Raw genomic sequence first — 20,639 nt, 5'->3', positions numbered from 1 at the left:
AAAGCCATTCAACCACGCCGCCGGTTTTCACGCAACTTGCGCGGCACGAGGCAGCGCACTTTGCGGTGAAGCAATTGTTCGTTTTTTATCCCAGCTCAAAGGTCGTGATGCCATATTGGCGGCCCAATGGCAACTGCGGGTCCGCGCCGGTGTACATACGTGCGGTTTCGAAGCATGGTTGCATGCCGTGGCGGGCTGCCAGCGCCATGGCATCGGCGTTCGGTTCGGGGACGTCGAGGAAGATCGGCTGGCCGGCCGGGACGCGGCCGCGAAGGGCCTGCATCAGCTCCTCCGCCACCGCGGGCGTCTCGGCGCACAGCGGGCCAACCTTGAAACCGTTGCGGCACGGGCGCAGCACGGCGTAGCCGAGCAGCGCGCCGCCGTCGCGCAGGCCGAGCGCGATGCTGCCGTCCTGTGTCAGCCAGTGGCGCATGAATTGCGCGCGCTGGTCGGGGAAGAAGGCGCGGTCGTAGGCGACCACCTCGTCGATATCCTGCGCGCCTAACGGCAGCACGCGGTCTTCAGCCGGCAAGCCGCTGCCCTGCCCTTCAAAGCGCACGTTGCGGTGCGCCAGCTTAAAACCGGAGCGGGCGTAATTGGCTTGCTGTGCAGGCACGCCATCAAGGCCGACATTGCGCCCCGCCAGCCGCGCCATCCCGGCGCGCCACACCGCCATGCCATGGCCCTGGCCGCGAAACTCCGGCCGCACAATATAGCCGCCGATGAAGCCGAAGCCGGCGCCATACTGCACGGCGAAGATGCTGGCCACCGGCTCGCCATCCAGCAGGCCAAGCAGGAAGCCGCCCGGATCGGCGGCATGGAAGCTGGCGGCGTCCTGCCAGCCCGGATTCCAGCCCTCGGCCGCCGCCCAGTCCAACACCATTTCCAGCTCGTCCTGCGACATTGCACGAATTTCCATATCAGCCCCCCTGCAGCGCGTCATGCGCAGCGAACGCAGCGCATACCGCCTCTTCCCACGCCGCGCCGTCCTGTTCGTAGATATAGCTGGCCGTTGCCGGCGGCAGCGTATCGAACGCGCCGCGCCGGCGATACAGGAACACCGTCGTCCACGCCACGCTCGGCGGCGCGAATTGCTGCACCAGCTCAAAGCCGGGATGCTGCAGCGGGAAGGTGGTGGTGCTCACCAGCGCCCCCAGTGGCAGCTCGCGCGCCAGCTTGTCGCCCAGGCGGTCCATCAGCGGTGCGAAGCAGGTGCTGTAAATGAACACCAGCGAAGCATCGCTGACATCGGCCTCGAACATGTCCTGCCGCAGCAGGCGCACGCGCGCTCCGACTTGCGCCGCGAGGGCCGCGTCCTCCGCCTCACCCGCGGCCAGCACACCAGCCAGGCGCGCCTGCGCCATGTCGTGCCGGTAGCCAAGCAGCTCAACGCCGGTACAGCGCATACCCGGCAAGGCCAGCGCCGCGTGCATGACGACCTTACCCAGGCCGCTGCCAAGGTCGATGAAATGACCCTGCGCCGGCAGCATTGGCGCCATGGCCGCGAAATAGTTATCAAGCTCCTGCTGCGTGAACTCGCCGTAGATCAGGCGACCGTCATCCACCAGCCATTGCGCCAGTTCGGCGTCCGCAATATCGTCCAGGCTGCGCATCGGTGCGCGCGCAGGCAGCATGCCGTGCTGCTGGATGCCGGCCGGCACGCTGCCGATAATGAGCTTGCGGTGCGGCTTGAGGCGCGCGATAAACATGTCACGCAGCGCCGGCGTGCGGAATGCTTCGCGCACCGCCAGCCCGATCGCGACGTACTGCGCGAACTGCGCATCATCCAGCACCGGCCGCAGATGCTGCTCGCCGTTGGTGATTGCCTGCCGCATGGCGCTGTGCTGCATCGTGGTGCCTTTCGATGATATTGGTGGCAGTGATTATGCCAATAAAAAACCGCCCCGAGGGGCGGTTTTTACGTCAGCCGGAAGGCTGCTTAGAAGCGGTAGTTCACCGATGCTGCGAAGGTGCGGCCCAGCTGGCTGAAGTGCGAGCCATCGTAGGTCACCATGTCGTAGCGGCCGTTGAAGGTGATCAGGTTGCGCTGGATCATACGCAGGTTCGGATTGTCGATGATCTTCTGACCTTCGGCATTCAGAGCCTTGAACTCCCACTCAGGCGTGGTGTTGAACACGTTGTTGACGTTGAACGACACGGTCACATTCGGCATCACGTGATAGTTGACGGCGAAGTCGGTGACGTTCTTGGTCTTGAACTTGGTCTCCAGGTTGCTGTCCAGGCCAGCCTGGCGGAAGCGGGTCGGGCCAAACACGGTGTTGTTCAGCGACAGGTTCACCTGCTTGTAGTCCCAATCCGCGCCCAGGATGGTCTTGAACTTAGGACGCGAAGTGAACATCAGCGCTTCCTGGGTTGCGTCCATCACGGACTGGCCGGCATCCGCCACCAGCTTCGGATTGTTCACGGCGCCATCACGCTCGTTCTTGTGGGTGTAGTTACCGGACAGGTTCAGGGTCAGCTTACCGTCGGCCAGAGGAATGTTCTTACGCGACAGAACATAGTCCAGGCCTTCGGTGCGGCTGGTGATCGCGTTGATGAAGAAGCTCACCGATACGATGCCGGCCTTGGCCAGTTCCTGGTCCAGCTTGCTGGAGTTGAAGCAGACGGTGTCGCCAGGCGCGCATTTAGGACCGATTTCCTTGCCCAGGACGATACGGTCTTTCACCTTGATGTTGTAGTAGTCCAGGGTGACGCTGGTGTTCTCATCCGGCTTCAGGCCCAGACCCAGGGTGATGTTGTCCGACTTTTCAGCGTGCAGCTTAGGCACTTCCAGCGCAGCGGCAGCAGCCGATACGTTGTTCACCAGGCCGGAAACCTGGATACCGCCGCCAGCCACGAAGGAGTATTGCGCCTTCTGGGTGTAGATCTGTGCCAGGGATGGAGCGCGGAAGCCCTTCGATGCCGAAGCGCGCAGGGTCACCCAATCGTTCGCCTTGTAGCGGGTGGATGCTTTCCACACGAAGGCCGAGCCGAAGTCGGTGTACTTCTCCCAACGGCCGGTACCGTCGATCAGCCAATCCTTGCTGATGTCCCAGGTTGCGCCGCCGTACACGCCGTAGTTGGAACGCGACGATGGGAAGGAGTTGTCTGGGTGGTTACCAGCGAAGGAGTCGGCGCCGGTGCCTTGCCAGGAAGCCTGGTCGCCAGCCTTCACGACAAATTTCTCGTGGCGCAGTTCGGTACCGGCGTAGAAGTTGACGGTGTCGGACAGTTGCTTGGAGATGTCGCCGTTGAACACATAGTGTTCGAATTTCACGCCGCCGGCGTAGAAGTTGGTTGGCGAAGCGGCGCCCATGCTGCGGTTGACCGAGTGGGTCACGTCGTACTTCTGCTCGTTACCGCCGTAGGTCAGGCTGAAGTCTGCCGCCCAGCCGGCCAGGTCCATCTTGGCGCCGCCGGTCAGGTTGTAGTCATCCAGGGTGCCGTCGAAGGTTGGCTGGTAGCCCTCGTATGCCGAACCTGCCGGGTGCAGCAGGCCGTAGTCGGTCGGACGCCAGTATGGGGTACGGTAGTTCGCGAACGAGTTGATCTTCTTGTTCACGTACGCGCCGTTACCGTAGATCGACACGCCGTCGCCCAGCTCGTAGCGGGTGTTGAACAGGCCTTTGTAAGCCTTGGTCTTCGGCGCGCCGTTGACGTTGCGCGCGTCAGGGTATTTGTTCAGGAAAGCCTGCACTTCAGCCAGGGTGGCGCCGAAGTCGCCCGCTTCGCCTTCCGCGCTGACCTTGCCGGAGCGGCTGGCCAGGTTGATCTGCGAAGCATCGATGGTGTAGTTGAAGAAGCCGCGGTCGCCGCCCAGTGCGAAGCCCTGGTTGACGCTCAGGCCGCCCATGCCGCCATCGTGCTCGTGGGTGATGCCGGTACGTGCGGTGATGGAACCGCCTTCGGCGTTGTCCTTCAGGATGATGTTGACCACACCGGCGATCGCGTCGGAGCCGTATTGTGCGGACGCGCCATCGCGCAGCACTTCGATCCGCTTGATGGCGTCGGCTGGGATGGCGGAAATGTCGGAGCCGGATTCACCGCGGCCTGGCGAGGTCTGGGTGTAGACCAGCGAGCTCATGTTCTTGCGCTTGCCGTTGATCAGGATCAGCACGCGGCTTGGGCCCATGTTACGGATTTCGTAGGGGTCCAGCAGGGAGGTGGCGTCGTTGACCGGGGTCTGAACGGTGTTGAAGGAAGGAACGCGGAACTGCATCGACTTGTCCAGCGATACCTGGCCGGTCTTGGTCAGTTCGCGCGAGCTCAGCACGTCGATCGGTACCGGGGTATCGACCATGGTGCGCTGCTGGCCGCGGCTACCGGTCGAGACGATCACCACTTTCTGGATCTCGTCGGTGGTGGCGTCAGCCGCCTGCGCTGCAGCGACGGGGGCGGCGCTGTCCTGTGCATGAGCTTGGCCCAGCAGCACGAACGGGCTGGCGGACAACATCAATGCTGCAATCGGGAAACGTTTATTCATATACTTTTCTTCCTTGCGCTTTACAGATTAAAAAACCAAAACCGCTGATACATACGGATACAAGCGGTGAATGTATATGCAACATTTTCATACGTCCATTCTTTCAAGTTATGCCATGCGTAAATACAACATCCGTAAATCTTTTTCTTTAAGTAACCTAATCGCGAAAAGCGCCGTGCTACTCTTTGTGTCATGAGCTATAAAAGCCTCTGCGTGGTGCTGGCGTTGTTGACCGGCATGGAAGCCCATGCCGCGAAGGAGCCGCCGCTGCGCCTTTGCTTTGAAGACGTCGACCAGAGGCCGTGGAGCACGCCCGGTGGTAAAGGCCTCAATTTCGAATTGCTCCGACGCGTCGAAAACCACCTCAATGAACAGTTCATCTATTCACCGAAGCCCTGGAAGCGCTGCCTCAGCGAACTGAAACTGGGCCAGGTGGATGGCGTGATCGGGGCCGCCGACTCCGTCGACCGCCGCTCCTGGTCGCGCATTCCCCAATTGCCCGATGGCCGAGAAGACCCTGCGCGCGCCATGTTCGAAGATGAAGCATTGGTCTTCCTGCGCGTGGGCGGCAATGCCAGCTGGGATGGCAAGGAACTGCTGGCGCCGGGCAAAGTGGTGATCGTGCAGTCCGGCTACCTGGTGTCGCAGCAGCTGCGCGACAAAGGCTTCCTGCCGCGCGAGCTGGTCAAGTCGGCGGCCGATGCGCTGCGCATGCTCGCCCTGGGCAGTTACGATGTCGCCGTATTGCAAGGCCTGGAGGCCAGCAACCTGGCGCGCAGCGACCCGCGTTTCAAGGGCCACGTGCGGCAGGCGGAACAGCCCTTCAGCACCGTGCACCTGCATCTCATGATCTCCCGCCCCACTTATGAACGCGATCCGCAGCGCATCGAAGCGATCTGGCAATCGATTGGCGCGGTGCGCACCTCGAAGGACTACCGCCAGCTGGAAGTGGCAGCCGGCGCGGCGCGCTAGCAAACAACAACCGCCTTGCAGACTGCACTTTTGGCTGCGATACTTTCTTAAAAGACTGGACGGTTGCAAAAACACACGAAAGCGCCATGGATGCCACGCTTAAATGCCAGGGCAAATTTTCCATTAACTGGACCTACCTGAATGCCATCGCCTCCGGGGTATCAGCGATTGACCTGGGCGGACTGGCCTTGCGCAACCAGCACGATGCGCGCGAGTTCGTGCGCGAATACGGCTTCGACATCGACAATCCGCACGCACGCCAGGTGATCGCCCGCGCCCACGGCGAGGCGCTCGATTTCATCTGCAGCACCTTCCTGACGCCCGACCAGGCGGCACTGATCCCGAAAGAAGTCAGCATGCCGCAGGATCCGCTGGACTTGCTGGTATTCGCTTCGTTGCACGGCAACGAGCAGGTTGAGCTGCGGCGCATGTGGTCGTGTTCGGTGCTCAAGGTCATGCACGGCATCTTCTACATCGATAACAACCTTAAGCTGCGCTATTTCAACATCATCCGCGAGCAAGTGTTTGCCAGCCTGGATGAAGTAATCCGCGAAGAAGAAGGCCACCATTACCTGAGCGATGGCGAGATTTGCCTGCCCTTGCTGCACTATGACCGCAAGAACAACAAGAGCCGCGGCAGCATCCTGCTGAAGCTGCTGCAGAAGGCGGCCTACCTGGCGGCCGATATCTTCGACCACCTCGGCGTGCGGCTGATCTTCAACACACGCTTCGAATGCCTGCTGGCCTTGCGCACGCTGCAGCGCGCGCATGTGATTTCAGTGACCAATGTCGATTCCCAGCGTACCCGCAACACCTTGCTCGACATGGAAGCGGCCAAGGAAATCTTTTCCAAGTACCGCTGCATGCTGGAGGCGGCCAATGGCTATCCTGCTGAGCTGCTGGAAAAGATGGATGCAGAGCTGATGGCGATTTCCGCGCCCCAGACGCGCGCCGACAATCCGCATAGCGGGGCCGGCTTCAACAGCATCCAGGTCACGGTGCGCAAGATGATCCATGTACCGTCGGACGACCCGAAAGCCATGGGACCGGATTACGATATCGGCTTCTTCTTCGAGTATGAGATCCAGCTGATGGACAAGGCCAGCCATGGCCGCACGCTGGAAGGCCCAGCCAGCCATGATGCCTATAAAAAGCGCCAGGTCGAAACGGCGCGCCTGCGCGTGCTGGGCCGCGAACTGATCCGCTATATCGAAGCCCAGCCAGCCATCCGCGCCGCTTAAGGCGGCTTAGTGTGTGCGCACGCCTTCCGGTATGCCGGCAGGGGTACCGGGCGACAGGAAATGTTCAGGCGGCGTGCCGTCCTTGAACAGGCCGCGGATGGCGGCGCGCAGTTCCGGGCTATCGGTATGCTTGTGGACGGACACGGCATGCTGGACCGCGATTTCCAGCAACTCTTCCTCACTGTCGGCCGCAATGGCGACGCTGCAATGCGTGTCGCTGGGGAACTCGCGGCAGTCGATATATTTACGGGTCATGGCAGACTCCTTCGCTTGGACTACTATCACTATAGGCGTTTGACACCGGGGCACAATCTCAGCAATATGACTGGATGACACTTTCACCCTGGTTGTTGCTACTGCTGGCCGTGCCGCTGCTCCTGCTCGGCCAATTCGTCTTGCGCAGCGTGCCCGTGCTGGCGCGTTTCAGCATTCCCGTTCCCGTGGTGGGAGGCCTGCTGTTTGCGCTGGCCTGCCTGCTGTTGCGCACAGCCGGCCTGGAGCTTGGCTTCGCCACCAAGGTCAATGCCGGCTGGTGGACCTGGCTGGTGACGCCGGACCACGAATGGCTGGCGCGCCCGGCCAGGAATCTGAACCTGCCTTTGCTGGTGGGCTTCTTTACTTGCGTGGGCCTGGCCGCGCCGTTGCGCTTGCTTGCTAGCGGCGGGCGGATGCTGGTGATCCTGCTGGCTGGCACCACCGTGCTGGCTGTCGTGCAGAACGCTGCAGGAGTGGCGCTTGCCACCGCGCTTGGTGCACCGGCCTTGCTGGGGGTAGTGTGCGGCTCGCTTACCCTGGTGGGCGGGCATGGCACGGCGCTCGGATTCTCATCGCGCTTCGAACAAGCAGGCATGGCTTCGGCCGCCACCATCGGCGCCTCCGCCGCCACCTTTGGCCTGGTCGCCGGCGCCCTCCTCTCCGGCCCCCTTGGCGCCTGGCTCATCCGCCGTAACGCGCGGCCTGCGTCCGCGGCGGGAGAGGCGCAAGCAGGCGTGGCCAAACCACGGCCGGCCGTGGCGGACTTCATCGCCGATGTGCGCTCGCTGGCGGCGCTGGGCCGTAGCGCGCTTGGACATTTGCTGCTGGTGGCCTTCTGCGTGAAAGCCGGCGCCTGGATCAGCTTCGGCCTGGACCGGATTGGCGCCGCCCTGCCGGCCTATATGGGCGCCCTCCTGCTAGCCTTCACACTACGCGCCATCCACGACGCCGCCGGCTGGACATGGCTGCGCAGCGACACGGTCAACCGCATCGCCGCCGTCCTGCTGCCATTGTTCCTGGTGGTCACCCTGGCGCCGCTGAACCTGGCCGAGCTGGCAGCCGTCGCCGGCCCCATGCTCGCCATCCTTTCGGTCAACATTGCGCTGACCCTGGCCTTCGCTGCCTTCGTGGTCTGGCCGCTGCTGGGCCGCGACCACGAAGCCGCCGTTGCGACCGCCGGCCTGGCCGGCTACGGCATCGGCTCCACCGCGACAGCCGTCGCGGCGATGGACGCCATTACCCGCCAGCATGGCAAGGCCCCGCGCGCCACCACCCTGGTGCCGCCAACCGGAGGCTTCCTGATCGACCTGACCAACGCCCCCGTGATCGGTGCTTTCCTGCGCTGGATGTAAGCTCAGTTTTTCTTCTTGGTGGCCGGCTTCTTCTCAAGTTCCTTGGAAGCCGGCGTCGAGCCGCCCTGCACGCCAAGCGAACCGCCGGTGCCCATGCCGCCTGCGATTTCCTGCGCCTTGTAATTGCGCACCGCCTTCACCAGCTGGTTGTACGAATCCATGAACGAAGCAATCAGGATCTTGCCCTCCGGCGTGTTGGAATAGCCGCCCGCCGCGCCAAAGCCGCCGCCGCCAAACAGCGCGCCGCCGACGTTGAAGTCAAAGTTCTTGGCGCTGCCTTCCGCTGCAGCCAGCTGGATGCCGGAACGGTTATCCACCATCAGCAAGGTGGTCGAAGCCTCGTTGGACTTCAGCCCGCCCGCCACCACGCCCGCCACGCTCCCCAGCAGACCAAGGCCGCCCAGCGCGCCACCCATGCCGCTGGTGCCTTTCTGGCTGAACGTAATGCTCGGGCTCATGGTGTAGTCGGCAGCCACCATCTGTCCTTTGCCGTAATTGCTGCCGGAGCGCATTTCGCCGGACGCGGCCAGCGAACGTTCCTGCATCAGCTTGCCCATCGCCGCACCGCGCTCCACCACCACGAAGCAGTTCGACTGCTGGATCATCATGCGCAGCACCGGCACCGTCGAGCCAAGTTTGTATTGTGATAGATGGTGGTACCACGGCGCCGCCGTATCCTCTACCACACCGAGCGTGCCGAGCGGCTTATCGCATTTCTCCAGCTGCGAACTGGCATTCGACGCCGTCGCGCCGCCAGCCGAACCCGTTGCCACCGTCGGTGCACCGCCCAGCTTGGGGTCGGTACCTGCACACGCAGTCAGCGCCAGTAGAACCACACCTGATTGAAAGAACTTCTTGTTGTCCATGTTCATTCTCCCTGTTTGAACTCAACGGCATCTTTAGAGAATAGGTCACATCGACAAAAAATCTATGTATAGTTACAGCGCAAGACCAACTCAACTGTTACAAGGAACCCTCATGAAAAAACTGATCATTGCTGCCCTGGCCCTGAGCTGCTCCGCCGCGTTTGCCGCGGACCCGGCGCCGGCGAAGAACACCCAGCAATCGAAAATGACGACCTGCAATAAAGAGGCCGAGGGCAAGAAGGGGGACGAACGCAAGGCGTTCATGAAGGAATGCCTGAGCAACAAGCCTGCCGCGCCAGTGACGCAGCAGGACAAGATGAAAATGTGCAACAAAGATGCCGAAGGCAAGAAGGGCGATGAGCGCAAGGCATTCATGAAAGAATGCCTCAGCGCCAAAAAGGCCGCTTAACGCAGTCCGCTGGCGAGGCGCGGCGACGACAGCAGCGCCTTGAACGCATCCCAGCGCTGCTTGCGGGCGGCTACCGGATCGGTAGCCGTCACCTGCTTCTCGACCCAGGCCTTGACCATGTCCTTGCCCAGGTTGTAGTTGATCACATAGCCGCGGTTGGCGTCATAGAAGGACAGGCGCTGCGCCGATTTCTCCGGCGGGTACAGGCCCACATTCACCATCCACTCGATGGTCTGCTCGCGCGTCCACTTCCCTTCCAGGTAGGCTTGCGCGGCATCGTTGTCGGCATAGCTCAATTTGCCCAGCAGCTTCAGCAGCTCCATATATCTCGGCGCCAGCGCCGGGTCCAGGCCCGCCATCGGATACAGCACCTTCTGTTCAAAGGCCATGCGCTCCGCCTCGGTGAAGGCCATTTCAATGCCGTAGTTGGCGCTGCCTTCGGCGATCAGCGACATCGGCGAATACAGCGGGTACACGCTGAACTCCACCCAGTTGCGCTGCTTGACCAGGGCCTGCTCCAGCATCGCGTTGTAGACGTGGTGGCCCGGATAGCCTTCGTGGCAGCCCAGGTCCAGCGCGCGGTCGATGTAGATCGGGAACTCGGTATTAATCTGGATCAGGCTATGCGCATTGCCCTTGTACCAGTTGTAGCCGGACCAGGGCTTGTTGCTGACGAATTCCAGCACGAAGCTTTCCTTCTTCGGCAGTTCCATAAAGGCGGCGGTGCGCTCGCGGCAGGCGGCGATGGAGGCATCGAACACCTGCTTCAGCTTATCCTTCGGGATCACGAATTTGGCGCGGAAGGCTTTCAGGCGTTCCGGCAGCGGGCCTTCGCCCGGCAGCAGCTTGTCGACCTGGGCCACCAGCGCCATGTAGTAGGCGCGGTCATGGTGCGGGCTCACCGCGTCGTACAGCAGGGCCGTCTCCTCGTCGAAGCTGAACTTGCGGCCCTCCATCATTTCGACGCGGGCATGCATCGCCTTCAACTGCTTGGACAGGAACTCGATGCGCAGCGCCTCGTCGGGATTGCCGGCTTTCTGCTGTGCGATGTCGCGCTGCGCGGCCTGCACATCGGCGCGGATCGAAGCCAGGCTTTGCTTGTTCTTCGCAGCCTGCTGCTCCAGCTCCGGCGGGCCGTAATAGGCATCCACATAGCTGCTGTCATGCTGACCGATGGCCAGCGCCAGTTTGCGGTAGCGCTCCGCCACGTCCTGCACCGACGCCGCCATGGCGCTACCAGCCATCAGCATCGCCAGGCCTCCCAATACCAGTTTTTTCATTGTCTCCCCTACGGCTTGTGTCAAAGCCGTAGAGTGTACCTCAGCCCGAACGCAGCTGGCGGGCCAGGTCGGCCAGGCGGTAAGGCTTGCCGACGAAGGCGAATTCGCTCAGGCCCGCATCCTGCATGGCCGGCTGCGGGAAACCGGAGGCCAGGATGATCTTGATGTCCGGATAGCGCTGGCGCACTTCGCGCGCCAGCTCCAGCCCTGTCATCCCGTTCGGCATCATCACATCGCTGAACAGCACGTCCACCTCGCCGTCGCGCTGCAGCGCGCGCAGGGCGGAAGCGCCGTCGTTGGCATGCAGGATGGCATAGCCCATGGTCTGGAACAGATCGCGCGCAGATTCCATGACCAGCGGGTCGTCTTCCACGATCAGCACCCGTTCCTCGCGCGCGGCACGGTGCGCCGGCAGCTGCGCCACGTCCGCCGCCAGCGCTGGCAGGAACAGGTTGATGGTGCTGCCGCGCCCCGGTTCGGTATCGATCGTCACGCCGCCGCCCGACTGCACGATAAAGCCATATACCTGGCTCAGGCCAAGGCCGGTACCCTTGCCGATCTCCTTGGTGGTGAAGAACGGTTCGAAGGCCCGTTCGCGCACTTCCGGCGCCATGCCGCTGCCGGTGTCGGTCACACTGACCCGCACATAGTCGCCAGCTTCCAGCGTGGCGGCCTGGTTGGCGGCCAGGCTCACATTGCGGGTGGTGACCTCGATACTGCCGCCGTCGGGCATGGCGTCGCGCGCATTGACCACGAGGTTCAGCAGGGCAGCCTCAAAGCGCGCTTCATCGATCGAAGCACGGCGCAGCTTAGGGTCAAGGTCCAGTTCGAACCGCACCAGCGGCCCCGCCGCCCGCCGCAGCACGCCTTCAAAACCCGCCACCACCTGGTTCAGCTGCTGCACGGTCGGCGCCAGCGGCTGCTGGCGCGCAAAGGACAGCAGCTGCTGCGTCAGCGAGGCGCCGCGCTCCACGGCGCGCCGCACGCTATCGAGCACGCGTGTCCGGGTTTCCGGCGGCGGTGCCGTGCGCAGGATGTCGATACCGTTGGATACCACCGCCAGCAGGTTATTGAAGTCGTGCGCCACGCCGCCAGTCAGCTGGCCGATCGACTCCATCTTCTGTGCCTGGAACAGGGCGTTGCGCGCCTGCTCCAGCGACTCCGCCGCCAGACGCTTCTCGGTGTTGTCGCGGGTGACCTTGGCGAATCCAACCAGCTTGCCGTGCTCGTCGTACAGCGCATCGACCACCGCATGGGCCCAGAAGCGCGTACCGTCCCTGCGCACGCGCCAGCCTTCCGACTCATAGCGGCCCTCGCGCGCAGCGATGACCAGCGCGCGCTCAGGCGCACCATCAAGCCGATCCTCTTCGGTGAAGAAGCGGCGGTAATGGGTGCCGAGCACCTCATCCAGCGCATAGCCCTTGATACGCTCGGCGCCCAGGTTCCAATTAGTGATCAGGCCTTCCGGCGACAGCATATAGATCGCATAGTCGGTCACACCCTGCACCAGCAAACGGAAACGCTGCTCGCTTTCGCGCAGCGCATCGAGCACGCGGCGGCTTTCCGTAATGTCGCGCGAGACTTTGGCATAGCCGATATGCTCGCCGTCCGGAGTATAGATCGGGTCGATCACGACACTGGCCCAGAAGCGCGTACCGTCCTTGCGCACGCGCCAGCCCTCGCATTCAAAGCGGCCCTCGCGCAACGCGGTCTCGAGGGCATGTCCGGGCAAACCGGCGTTGCAGTCATCCGGCGTATGCAGGCGCGAGAAATGCATGCCAATCGCCTCGCTCTCACAGTAGCCGCTGGTACGCTGTGCGCCGACGTTCCAGCTGGTGACGCGGCCTTCCGGATCGAGCATGCAGATGGCGTAGTCACTGATGCTGGCCACCAGAAGTTCAAATTTGTTTGACAAACTCTCTAGCGCTGGCAGTTCGTTAATCATTGGTAGCGATGCGCGCGACAGGCGCATTCAATGAGCGGTAATTTGACCAGCATGCCACAATCTCTAATTATGTGGAAAACGGTTTTCCTGTTGGCCGCAGCACTGCAGGCACTGCCCACGGTCGAAGTGCCCAGCACCCGTTCACCCGTGGACAAGTCCTACCGCCGCATGCTGCACGGTATGGAACGTTTCGCGCGCGAGCATGCGCTGGCGCCGCAAGCCACGCTGCGCTTCCGTCTCCTGCCGCGCCAGCCGGGCATGTCGATGGACGGCATCCGCCTCAAGGTGGTGGGCGACACCGGCAGCAAAACCGTTCCCATCGCGGCCGACCACAGTTTCACGCTGGAGCGCGATGAAACGCTATGGCGCGAAGACGCCGCCGTGCTGGCCAACCGCAAAACCTTGTCCATGACCTGGCGCGCCGAAGTACGCAGCCCCGGCGTGCCGGAAGGCATGCGCCGTCTCGGTGACTTGCGGCTGGAGTGCCTGGTCGGGATGGAGGCGGGACTGGTATCGAACAACGCCCACCTGTTCGCCTGGCTCGATGAATTCCTGCGCAGCCCCGAACGCGTATGCAGCGATCCCAATGGCAACTACATGTTCTTCACGGAACGACCGGTCTTTGCCATCTCCCTGCAGCATGGCGAGCGGCGCGCCACCCTGCCCTTCCACGCCATGTACGCCGGCAACCCACCGGCCGAGGAAATGCCCTACTGCGACTGCCAGGTGCTGCTTGAGCACAGCTACCACGCCCCGATCTGGGACGCCAGCTGGCCCGACGACACCCTGCTGTCCTTCGACTATGCCGACGCGCCGCCCGCCGCCAGCGCCGCCGCACCGCAGGACCGCGCCGCCGCCCTGGCCGCCCTCGGCCCGCCCCAGACCCGCCTGCGCTTCGACAGCGGACGCGAAGTATGGCTATACCAGTCCGCCCCGCCCACCAGTTTGCCGCCAGGCCCGGACGGACGCCCGCGCATGGGCGAGCACGTCCTGCTGTTCAGCCCCGCCGGCGCCACCTTAAAAACCCGCCAGCGCGCCCCTTAAGAAGTTTTTAAGGTTTGGTGAGGGAGTTTTTAAGAACGCGCCGATGCCTTAATGTCTACCATTCACTCCGTACCAACCAGAGGGTGAATGAAATGAGCAAACCACGAATCAATATGTATTCCGGCATCCACAAGGCGCTGCGCAGCTTCATGAGCGATACGCAAGCGCGCCTGGCGCGCACCGATGCCGCCGATAACGAAGACCTGCACGGCGCGCTGGCGCAGACGCGTGAGCTGCTGCAGGCCATGCGCAAACACCTGGAGCATGAAGGCGCCTTCGTGCATCCGGCGATGAACGCGCGCCGCCCGGGCTCCGCGCAAGTGACGGAAGGCGACCATGACCACCACGACTGGGCCATCGACAAGCTGCTGGCCCTGTGCGACCACTGCGCCACCGCCATCGGCAGCGCGCGCTTCCAGCATCTGGACCACCTGCACCTGCAGCTGTCGGTGTTCGTGGGCGAAAACCTGGTGCACATGAACCTGGAGGAAACCGAGAACAACGCCGTACTGTGGGCCTGCTATACCGACGAGGAGCTGCACGAGATCCACGACCGCATCGTCGCCGCCATCCCTCCGGAAGAAATGCAGGCCACCATGCGCTGGATGATCCCGTCGCTGAACCCGGCCGAGCGCGCGGGCATGCTGCTGGGGATGCGGGCCGGCATGCCGCCGCCGGTGTTCGAGGGAGTATTGGCCATGACGCGCAGCCTGATCAGCGCGCGCGATATGCAGAAGCTGGAAGCGGCTCTGGCCGCCCCGCAAGCGCTGGCTGCGTGATCAGCCTTCCGCCAGCTGCAGCGGGCGTTCGACGCACAGGCGGAAATGCCCGCGCCCCGTCTTTTCAATCCGCACCGGCGCCTCGCGCTCGCACAGGCGGCGCGCCAGCAGCACCAGGCGCGCCTCCAGGTTGTCGCTGACATCGGGCAGCCGCACACGCTGGTCCAGGCGCAGCTCGCGGTTGCAGAAGGCCGTTTTGCCATGGGCTACAAAGTCCTGCAGCAGCGCCCACAGCACGGCGCCCGCCACACCCTTGATCAGGTAGTCGTTGCCGAAGAAGACGCAGTCATTGTCGGCGTAATGGCGCACCACCAGCGGCACGCCCTGCACATGGGGCGCCGCCTGCTCTTCCGGTTCCGGCTCCGGCGCCGGCACGTTCTGCAGGATGTGCATGGCCATCGCCAGCTGGCCGCACAGCGTGACCAGGGCATCTTCATCGTCGTAGGTGAAGCGCAGGTCCTGCGGGCTTTCCACGTACAGCACGCCCAGCAAACGTTCGCAGCCCTGGATCGGCACCGCCAGCTGGCTACGCGATTCGGCCAGGCCGGGATAAGGGATCTCGGTCTGCAGCGCCTGCGCCAGTTCGGTGCCCTCGGTCTGCTGACGGATGGCGCGGCTGTAGCTGTACTCCGCCGTCATGTGGCTGATGCGGATCGGCGTGCCTTCGCGTGCCGCCACCCCGATCACGCCCTGCCCCAGCGGGATCTCCGAACCCACGCCGGATTGCTCATAACCGTGGCTGGCCACCGTGTACAGGCAGCCGGCCGCCGGGTCGTGCAACAGCAGCATGGCATGGCTGATGCCCAGCTTCTGGTCCAGGCACGCCATGGTTTCATCGAACAGCTGCGCCAGGTCGCGGCAGGCCAGCAGGCGTTCGGAACACAGGCGCAGCGCGGCCAGAAGATTGCGCGGCGGCGGGGGCGGCGGCGCCACATCGCGGTCGACGCACACGATTTCGGTCACGCGGAACACGTCGGAACCGAGCAGCTTGAAGACGCCGCTCATGCCGGTGTGCGATGCCAGGCCGGCCAGCTTGGCTTTCATGCTCTCGAACAGCTGGCCCGAGGTCTCGGTGCGCAGGTATTGCAGCGCCAGCGAGTACTGGGCGCCGGTGTAAGGGTTGATCACCGTCAGCCGCGCATGCGGGTTGGCCAGGATGTTGACACGCGTCTTGTTGAAGAACTGATAGGACAGCGCCACGTGTTCGCGGTCCATATACTGCACTTGCGACAAGTAGGAGGCATTCGGCATGCCATCCAGGCCGGCCGTGCCCAGCACCGCCGGGACCACACCCTCAAAGCACTCGCGGATGGTGTCCAGCGTGACGTCGCTCATTCGCCGGCCTCCAGCTTCTTGCCGGCGTTGGGGCCGGGGGTCTGGCTGTACGCCTCGCTTGGGCAGAAACTCAATGCCACCAGTTGCTCCGGCGGGCAGGATAGCAAGGTGCGCACCATGTGCTCATGGAAGCCGATGGCGCCCACTTCCGCCACGAAGGCATCGCGGTAGGCTTCCACCAGTTGCACATCATCCGCCGCCAGCGCGGTCACGCGCGCATCGCGGCTCTTCAGCTGCATGGTGCGGTGGGTGGAAGGCTGGGTAAAGGCCACCGCAATCGCACCGGTGGCAAAGATATCGCGCTGCACCGCCTGCGATTTCGCTTCCGGTACAAAGACCGTGACGCGGCGGCCATCGTCGCTGACCCGGCAGCCGATGGCGCGCACGAGCTGCGGCATGCCGTTGCTGCCGCAACTGGCCACGCTGATCGACACGCCGCCGCGCATGAAGGCGATTTGTCCGGGATCGAGGTCTGGTGCGCTCATGGCAAGATTCTATCGTAATATGGCCACTCTCCCCGACTGGAAAGGTCTTGCCCATGCGCCCTACCCGCCTTGCCGCCCTGCTGCTTGCGCTGTCCGCCAGCCTGCCGCTGGCCCACGCCAATCCCGCCAACGAACACTTGCCGTGGACGCGTAATGCCACGATCTACGAAGTGAACCTGCGCCAGTACAGCCAGCAAGGCACCCTGAAAGCTTTCACCGCCGACTTGCCGCGCCTGAAACGCATGGGGGTGGACATCATCTGGCTGATGCCGGTGCACCCGATCGGCAAGAAGAACCGCAAAGGTAAGCTGGGCAGCTACTACGCCTCCGCCAACTACAAGGCGGTGAACCCGGAATTCGGCAGCATGGCCGACCTGAAAGCGCTGGTGAAACAGGCGCATGCCATGGACATGAAGGTGATCCTCGACTGGGTCGCCAACCACACCGCCTGGGACAACCCCTGGGTCAAGCAGCATCCGGACTGGTACAAGAAGAACGACAACGGCCAGATGTATCCGGTCACCTACACCAACGGCCCCGAGCCGGAATACTGGACCGATGTGGTGGGCCTGGACTTCAACAACAAGGCGCTGTGGGACGGCATGATCGACGCCATGGCGTTCTGGGTGCGCGAAGCCGATATCGACGGCTTCCGCTGCGACGCCGCCCACCTGCTGCCGACCGCTTTCTGGAACAAGGCGCGCGTGGAGCTGGACAGGATCAAGCCGATGTTCATGCTGGCCGAAGCGGCCGAGCCCGAGCTGCACGAGCAGGCCTTCGACATGACTTACGGCTGGGACCTGACCGAAGTGCTGCAAAAGATCGCCAAAGGCCAGGCCGATGCCCGCGCGCTGAAGGAATGGGTGGAGCGCCCGCCCACCGCCTACCCCGCCAGCGCCTACCGCATGCGCTTCACCAGCAACCACGATTTCAACTCCTGGCAAGGCACCGACAAGGAAATGTACGGCCCGGCCTACCAGGCCATGGCGGTGCTGACCTTCACCCTGCCCGGCATGCCGCTGGTCTACAACGGCCAGGAGGCGCGGCTCGAGAAGCGCCTGGAATTTTTCCAGAAAGACCCGATCCCGTGGAAAACCTATGAGCTGGAAAGCTTCTACACGCGGCTGATGCAGTTCAAGAAAGCCAACCCCGCCCTGGCAGCCGGCCAGTTCGGCGGCCCGGTGCAGGTGCTCGACTCCGGCAACGACAAGGTATTCGAATTCCGCCGCCAGAAAGATGGCAATGCGGTGCAGGTCGCCGTCAACCTGTCCGGTGAAACGCAGAAGTACACCGGCGGCGAGCTGGCGCCCTGGAGCTGGAAACTGATGCCATAAAATCAAGCCTTGGCAAACAGAAAATCCCTCTGCTATAATTGCGCGCCTTGGCCTGGTAGCTCAGTTGGTAGAGCAGAGGACTGAAAATCCTTGTGTCGGTGGTTCGATTCCGCCCCGGGCCACCAAGAATAAAAAGTGAAAACGCCGACCCTTGTGGTCGGCGTTTTTGTTTCCGGCACCGGAAAATCGTCGTACTCGGTCCACAAGTTAAGGGCCTTCCGCACCAGTATCAACTACTATTTGCAAACTTTTTGAATTCTATATACGCTTAGCTTAGATTTCGACATACACTGCGCAAAAATGATTGATCTTTGCCAAGAATTTTGTCTTGAGCAGCCTAGCTATACTCGGTTGTTTCATGACGTCTGGGCTGCAACCAGCTATATTTCCGAAGATCGAAGCGGCTCCGCCGAAGAAATTAAGCAGTCTGCCATGCTGCTACGTCACTGCCTTCGCGTGTACGGTGCTGGTATGCGCCGAGCGCCTAAGCTTGGCCCTGTCAGTGATTTTGAAGCGCTGCTGGCTGATGAAGACGTGCGGCGTATGTGTACGCGACAACGTCGCTTGGTCGGTCAGTGGCGGAATTCGGCAATTAGCTCGAGCTACCACATAGAGGCAATCCACTTGTTGCATGTGTTCGCACAACGTGTCTTCTCGCCAGTGACAACAAATGTGCTCTATCCTCTCAAGATGCTCATGCTGCTTACCGGGCTCGGCCCAGCACCCGATAGTCGAGTACGCGAAGCTCTTGTCGCGCAGGGTTTTCCGGGCTGGACACGCTTATCGGAAAAGATCCCAGAAGATGCCAACGCGCCTGCAGCACTGCGTCTTCTCGACCTGTGGGCATTGATGGCCGTCGAAGTTCGTACGGCTCTCCCTTTGGGCACCATGTTGGAGGGAGAGATACTTTGGTTAGTCAGGCATGGCGCTTTCGGTCGTCTTGTTGACATGAAATATTTTCAGCTTGGGAAGCGGCTTGAAGCCAGTACACCAGTCAAGTTTCCACGTAGAATGCGGGTCGGCGAGCCTATGGAGATAATGCCAACTTGGGCCGCACGCTCTCAGTTCGCCTTTGAAATCACGCCCGATGGCGGATATCTCATTACATTTGGCTCAGGAACGCGTGCACTTATCACCAATGCACAGATTGCCGGAGTTCTGACCCATTTCGCAGGTCGCAAGGTTCCCGTAGGAACTTCGCGCAACGCCGCGCCGCCAGGTTCGCTCGGACATTACCTACAACAACACATCAGTTCCGTTGCGCTGGCCTCCTACGTGGCCCCATTACTGCTACGTTTCCACGGTGCGCAGCGGGTACGAGACAATCAGTCAGAAATCCAGTTTCCGCTTTGACGGACTAGCTAATTCGCCATTGCGCTCGACCGTTAAATACTCGGGAAACCTTGTCTTGAAATCCTTGTGTCGGTGGTTCGATTCCGCCCCGGGCCACCAAGAATAAAAAGTGAAAACGCCGACCCTTGTGGTCGGCGTTTTTCGTTTCGCGCCTCGTTGGACCTCGGCTGCGACGGCGCGTGAGAATTGGCGCATTTTGGGCGACTATCTTTATGCTAACCTCCCGCCCTTTCTCACTTACCAGTACTTCAGCATGAAAAAAGCAGTATTCGCCTGTGTTGCCTTGGCCCTCGCGGCCTCCGCCCAAGCCCAATCCGTAGCAACCCCTCTGCCAGTCAAGACTGTCAGCGGTTTCGTTGGCATTGGCGCCACCGGCGGCGGCGACAAGCTGGCGACCGCCCACTACACCAACGGCGATAGCGTCAATATCAAAGCCGGCGGTGGCGTGTACTTCACCGCCGGCGTCGATTTCCGCATCAACCAGCAGTTCTCCGCGCAAACCAGCGTGAACTTCCACATCGACGACCAGACCGCCGAGAACGGCAGCCTGAAATTCCAGCGCTTCCCGATCGAAGCCCTGGCCTTCTACCATATCGACCAGAACTGGAAGATCGGTACCGGCCTGCGCTACGTCACTGGTGCCAAACTGAGCGGCAGCGGCGCGGCCGACATCCGCGACGTCAAGTTCGACAACACGCTGAGCAGTGTGGTGGAGGCCGAATACATGTTCTCGCCTCAGTACAGCCTGAAAGTACGCTTCGTGAACGAAAAGCTGGAAGCCAAATCCAACGGCGCTGAAGTGAAAGCCAACCAGGTCGGCATCTCCGGCAACTTCTACTTCTAAATACAGCAGGCGCGTCAGCTGAGCAGCGCCATGGCGATGGCCAGGCAGATAAGCAGCACGGCCATGCCGCGCTGTAAGCCGGCCATCCGCGGGCCGGCCAGCATGCGCGGGCCCGCAGTTGCGGCCAGTCCGATGTAGGCGGTGTGCGCCAGCAGGGTGCAGCAGACAAAGGTCAGGCTGAGCAGCAGGAAGCGGCCGATGGCAATCGCGCCGGCCGGCATGAATTGCGGGAACACCGCAGCAAAAAACAGGATGGCTTTGGGATTGCTGCAGGCGACCAGCATGCCGCGCCGGAATACCAGCAGGCGGCTGCCGCCTTCCGCTGCGGCTGCCATGGCGACACTGCCGCCGCGGCCTGCGCGGCGCCATTGCTGGACGCCCAGCCAGCCAAGGTAGCACGCGCCACCCAGCTTCAGCACGGCGAATGCGGACGGCCACGCCTTGAGCAGCACCCCTACCCCGCCGACGGCAACGCAAGCCACGAGGAACACGCCAACCGCATTACCGGCGGAGCCAAACGCCGCGCGGCGCGGCCCCAGTTCGAGGGTGCTGGAGACGGCCAGCAATACCGCCGGGCCAGGGCTGAAGGTGGTGGCGAGGGCCAGGGCCAGGAAGGCCAGCCAAAGAGAGAAAGTCATCATGCCGCCAGTATCGAGCCAGCA

The 20,639-nt window shown here is 62.5% G+C and carries 19 protein-coding genes and 1 tRNA gene; 10 read left to right on the top strand and 10 right to left on the bottom strand.

The window, feature by feature from the left end; all coding sequences use genetic code 11:
• Nucleotides 1–85: 85 nt before the first annotated feature.
• The 3 genes from AAHE99_RS05860 to AAHE99_RS05850 all read right to left on the bottom strand — a co-directional run bounded on the left by AAHE99_RS05860 (nt 86) and on the right by AAHE99_RS05850 (nt 4,483).
• Nucleotides 86–919 (bottom strand): GNAT family N-acetyltransferase, encoded by an 834-nt coding sequence (locus tag AAHE99_RS05860; protein ID WP_342115376.1) that lies wholly within the window; start codon nt 917–919, stop codon nt 86–88.
• 1 nt (nt 920) lies between these two features.
• Nucleotides 921–1,835, bottom strand: a complete 915-nt coding sequence (locus tag AAHE99_RS05855) for a histone methylation protein DOT1-like protein (RefSeq protein WP_342115374.1) — start codon at nt 1,833–1,835, stop codon at nt 921–923.
• A 104-nt stretch (nt 1,836–1,939) separates the two neighbouring features.
• Nucleotides 1,940–4,483 carry a TonB-dependent receptor plug domain-containing protein gene (locus AAHE99_RS05850; RefSeq protein WP_342115372.1) on the bottom strand — a complete coding sequence of 848 codons (2,544 nt, stop codon included), beginning with the start codon at nt 4,481–4,483 and terminating at the stop codon, nt 1,940–1,942.
• Between the two features lie 192 nt (nt 4,484–4,675).
• Here AAHE99_RS05850 and AAHE99_RS05845 point away from each other — a divergent pair, with 192 nt between their 5' ends.
• Both AAHE99_RS05845 and AAHE99_RS05840 read left to right on the top strand, forming a co-directional pair.
• Nucleotides 4,676–5,455 carry a substrate-binding periplasmic protein gene (locus AAHE99_RS05845; RefSeq protein ID WP_342115370.1) on the top strand — a complete coding sequence of 260 codons (780 nt, stop codon included), beginning with the start codon at nt 4,676–4,678 and terminating at the stop codon, nt 5,453–5,455.
• A gap of 86 nt (nt 5,456–5,541) precedes the next feature.
• Complete coding sequence (locus AAHE99_RS05840) at nt 5,542–6,696, top strand: TIGR04552 family protein (RefSeq protein WP_342115368.1); 1,155 nt, start codon at nt 5,542–5,544, stop codon at nt 6,694–6,696.
• Nucleotides 6,697–6,702: 6 nt separating this feature from the next.
• Here AAHE99_RS05840 and AAHE99_RS05835 read toward each other — a convergent pair whose 3' ends face one another.
• Nucleotides 6,703–6,951 (bottom strand): DUF1059 domain-containing protein, encoded by a 249-nt coding sequence (locus AAHE99_RS05835; RefSeq protein ID WP_342115367.1) that lies wholly within the window; start codon nt 6,949–6,951, stop codon nt 6,703–6,705.
• A 74-nt stretch (nt 6,952–7,025) separates the two neighbouring features.
• Here AAHE99_RS05835 and AAHE99_RS05830 point away from each other — a divergent pair, with 74 nt between their 5' ends.
• A complete protein-coding gene (locus AAHE99_RS05830; RefSeq protein WP_342115365.1) occupies nt 7,026–8,303 on the top strand; it encodes a sodium/glutamate symporter in 1,278 nt (425 codons plus the stop codon).
• 2 nt (nt 8,304–8,305) lie between these two features.
• Here the strand turns inward: AAHE99_RS05830 and AAHE99_RS05825 are convergent, their stop codons facing one another.
• Complete coding sequence (locus AAHE99_RS05825) at nt 8,306–9,169, bottom strand: CsgG/HfaB family protein (RefSeq protein ID WP_342115363.1); 864 nt, start codon at nt 9,167–9,169, stop codon at nt 8,306–8,308.
• A 112-nt stretch (nt 9,170–9,281) separates the two neighbouring features.
• On the opposite strand from AAHE99_RS05825, the gene AAHE99_RS05820 reads away from it, so the two are divergent.
• Complete coding sequence (locus AAHE99_RS05820; protein WP_342115361.1) at nt 9,282–9,578, top strand: PsiF family protein; 297 nt, start codon at nt 9,282–9,284, stop codon at nt 9,576–9,578.
• Here the strand turns inward: AAHE99_RS05820 and AAHE99_RS05815 are convergent.
• Nucleotides 9,575–10,858 (bottom strand): hypothetical protein, encoded by a 1,284-nt coding sequence (locus tag AAHE99_RS05815; RefSeq protein WP_342115359.1) that lies wholly within the window; start codon nt 10,856–10,858, stop codon nt 9,575–9,577. The genes AAHE99_RS05820 and AAHE99_RS05815 overlap by 4 nt on opposite strands.
• Before the next feature lie 40 nt (nt 10,859–10,898).
• Nucleotides 10,899–12,749 carry a hybrid sensor histidine kinase/response regulator gene (locus AAHE99_RS05810; RefSeq protein WP_342115357.1) on the bottom strand — a complete coding sequence of 617 codons (1,851 nt, stop codon included), beginning with the start codon at nt 12,747–12,749 and terminating at the stop codon, nt 10,899–10,901.
• Between the two features lie 144 nt (nt 12,750–12,893).
• Here AAHE99_RS05810 and AAHE99_RS05805 point away from each other — a divergent pair, with 144 nt between their 5' ends.
• Both AAHE99_RS05805 and AAHE99_RS05800 read left to right on the top strand, forming a co-directional pair.
• The gene (locus AAHE99_RS05805; protein ID WP_342115355.1) at nt 12,894–13,847 is read left to right on the top strand and encodes a hypothetical protein; all 954 of its coding nucleotides are present in this window, start codon (nt 12,894–12,896) and stop codon (nt 13,845–13,847) included.
• Nucleotides 13,848–13,939: 92 nt separating this feature from the next.
• Nucleotides 13,940–14,626 (top strand): hemerythrin domain-containing protein, encoded by a 687-nt coding sequence (locus AAHE99_RS05800; RefSeq protein ID WP_342115354.1) that lies wholly within the window; start codon nt 13,940–13,942, stop codon nt 14,624–14,626.
• On the opposite strand, the gene AAHE99_RS05795 is transcribed toward AAHE99_RS05800, so the two are convergent.
• On the bottom strand, nt 14,627–15,961 hold the full coding sequence (locus AAHE99_RS05795; protein WP_342115351.1) for a GAF domain-containing protein: 1,335 nt from the start codon (nt 15,959–15,961) through the stop codon (nt 14,627–14,629).
• A complete protein-coding gene (locus AAHE99_RS05790; RefSeq protein ID WP_342115349.1) occupies nt 15,958–16,446 on the bottom strand; it encodes a hypothetical protein in 489 nt (162 codons plus the stop codon). The genes AAHE99_RS05795 and AAHE99_RS05790 overlap by 4 nt, the downstream gene beginning before the upstream one ends.
• 53 nt (nt 16,447–16,499) lie before the next feature.
• Between AAHE99_RS05790 and AAHE99_RS05785 the strand changes: the two genes are divergently transcribed.
• The 4 genes from AAHE99_RS05785 (at nt 16,500) to AAHE99_RS05770 (ending at nt 19,977) form a co-directional block, all read left to right on the top strand.
• Nucleotides 16,500–17,780: an alpha-amylase family glycosyl hydrolase gene (locus AAHE99_RS05785; protein WP_342115347.1), complete on the top strand. Its 1,281-nt coding sequence runs from the start codon at nt 16,500–16,502 to the stop codon at nt 17,778–17,780.
• A 49-nt stretch (nt 17,781–17,829) separates the two neighbouring features.
• Nucleotides 17,830–17,905, top strand: a tRNA-Phe gene (locus tag AAHE99_RS05780).
• Nucleotides 17,906–18,080: 175 nt separating this feature from the next.
• On the top strand, nt 18,081–19,133 hold the full coding sequence (locus AAHE99_RS05775) for a hypothetical protein (protein ID WP_342115345.1): 1,053 nt from the start codon (nt 18,081–18,083) through the stop codon (nt 19,131–19,133).
• Between the two features lie 253 nt (nt 19,134–19,386).
• A complete protein-coding gene (locus tag AAHE99_RS05770; RefSeq protein WP_342115343.1) occupies nt 19,387–19,977 on the top strand; it encodes an outer membrane beta-barrel protein in 591 nt (196 codons plus the stop codon).
• A gap of 14 nt (nt 19,978–19,991) precedes the next feature.
• On the opposite strand, the gene AAHE99_RS05765 is transcribed toward AAHE99_RS05770, so the two are convergent.
• Complete coding sequence (locus AAHE99_RS05765) at nt 19,992–20,618, bottom strand: LysE family translocator (protein WP_342115341.1); 627 nt, start codon at nt 20,616–20,618, stop codon at nt 19,992–19,994.
• Between the last annotated feature and the right edge of the window lie 21 nt (nt 20,619–20,639).

It is taken from the genome of Pseudoduganella sp. OTU4001, from assembly GCF_038440195.1.
Classification (GTDB): domain Bacteria; phylum Pseudomonadota; class Gammaproteobacteria; order Burkholderiales; family Burkholderiaceae_D; genus Rugamonas.
This window is presented reverse-complemented; position numbering and strand designations above follow the sequence as displayed.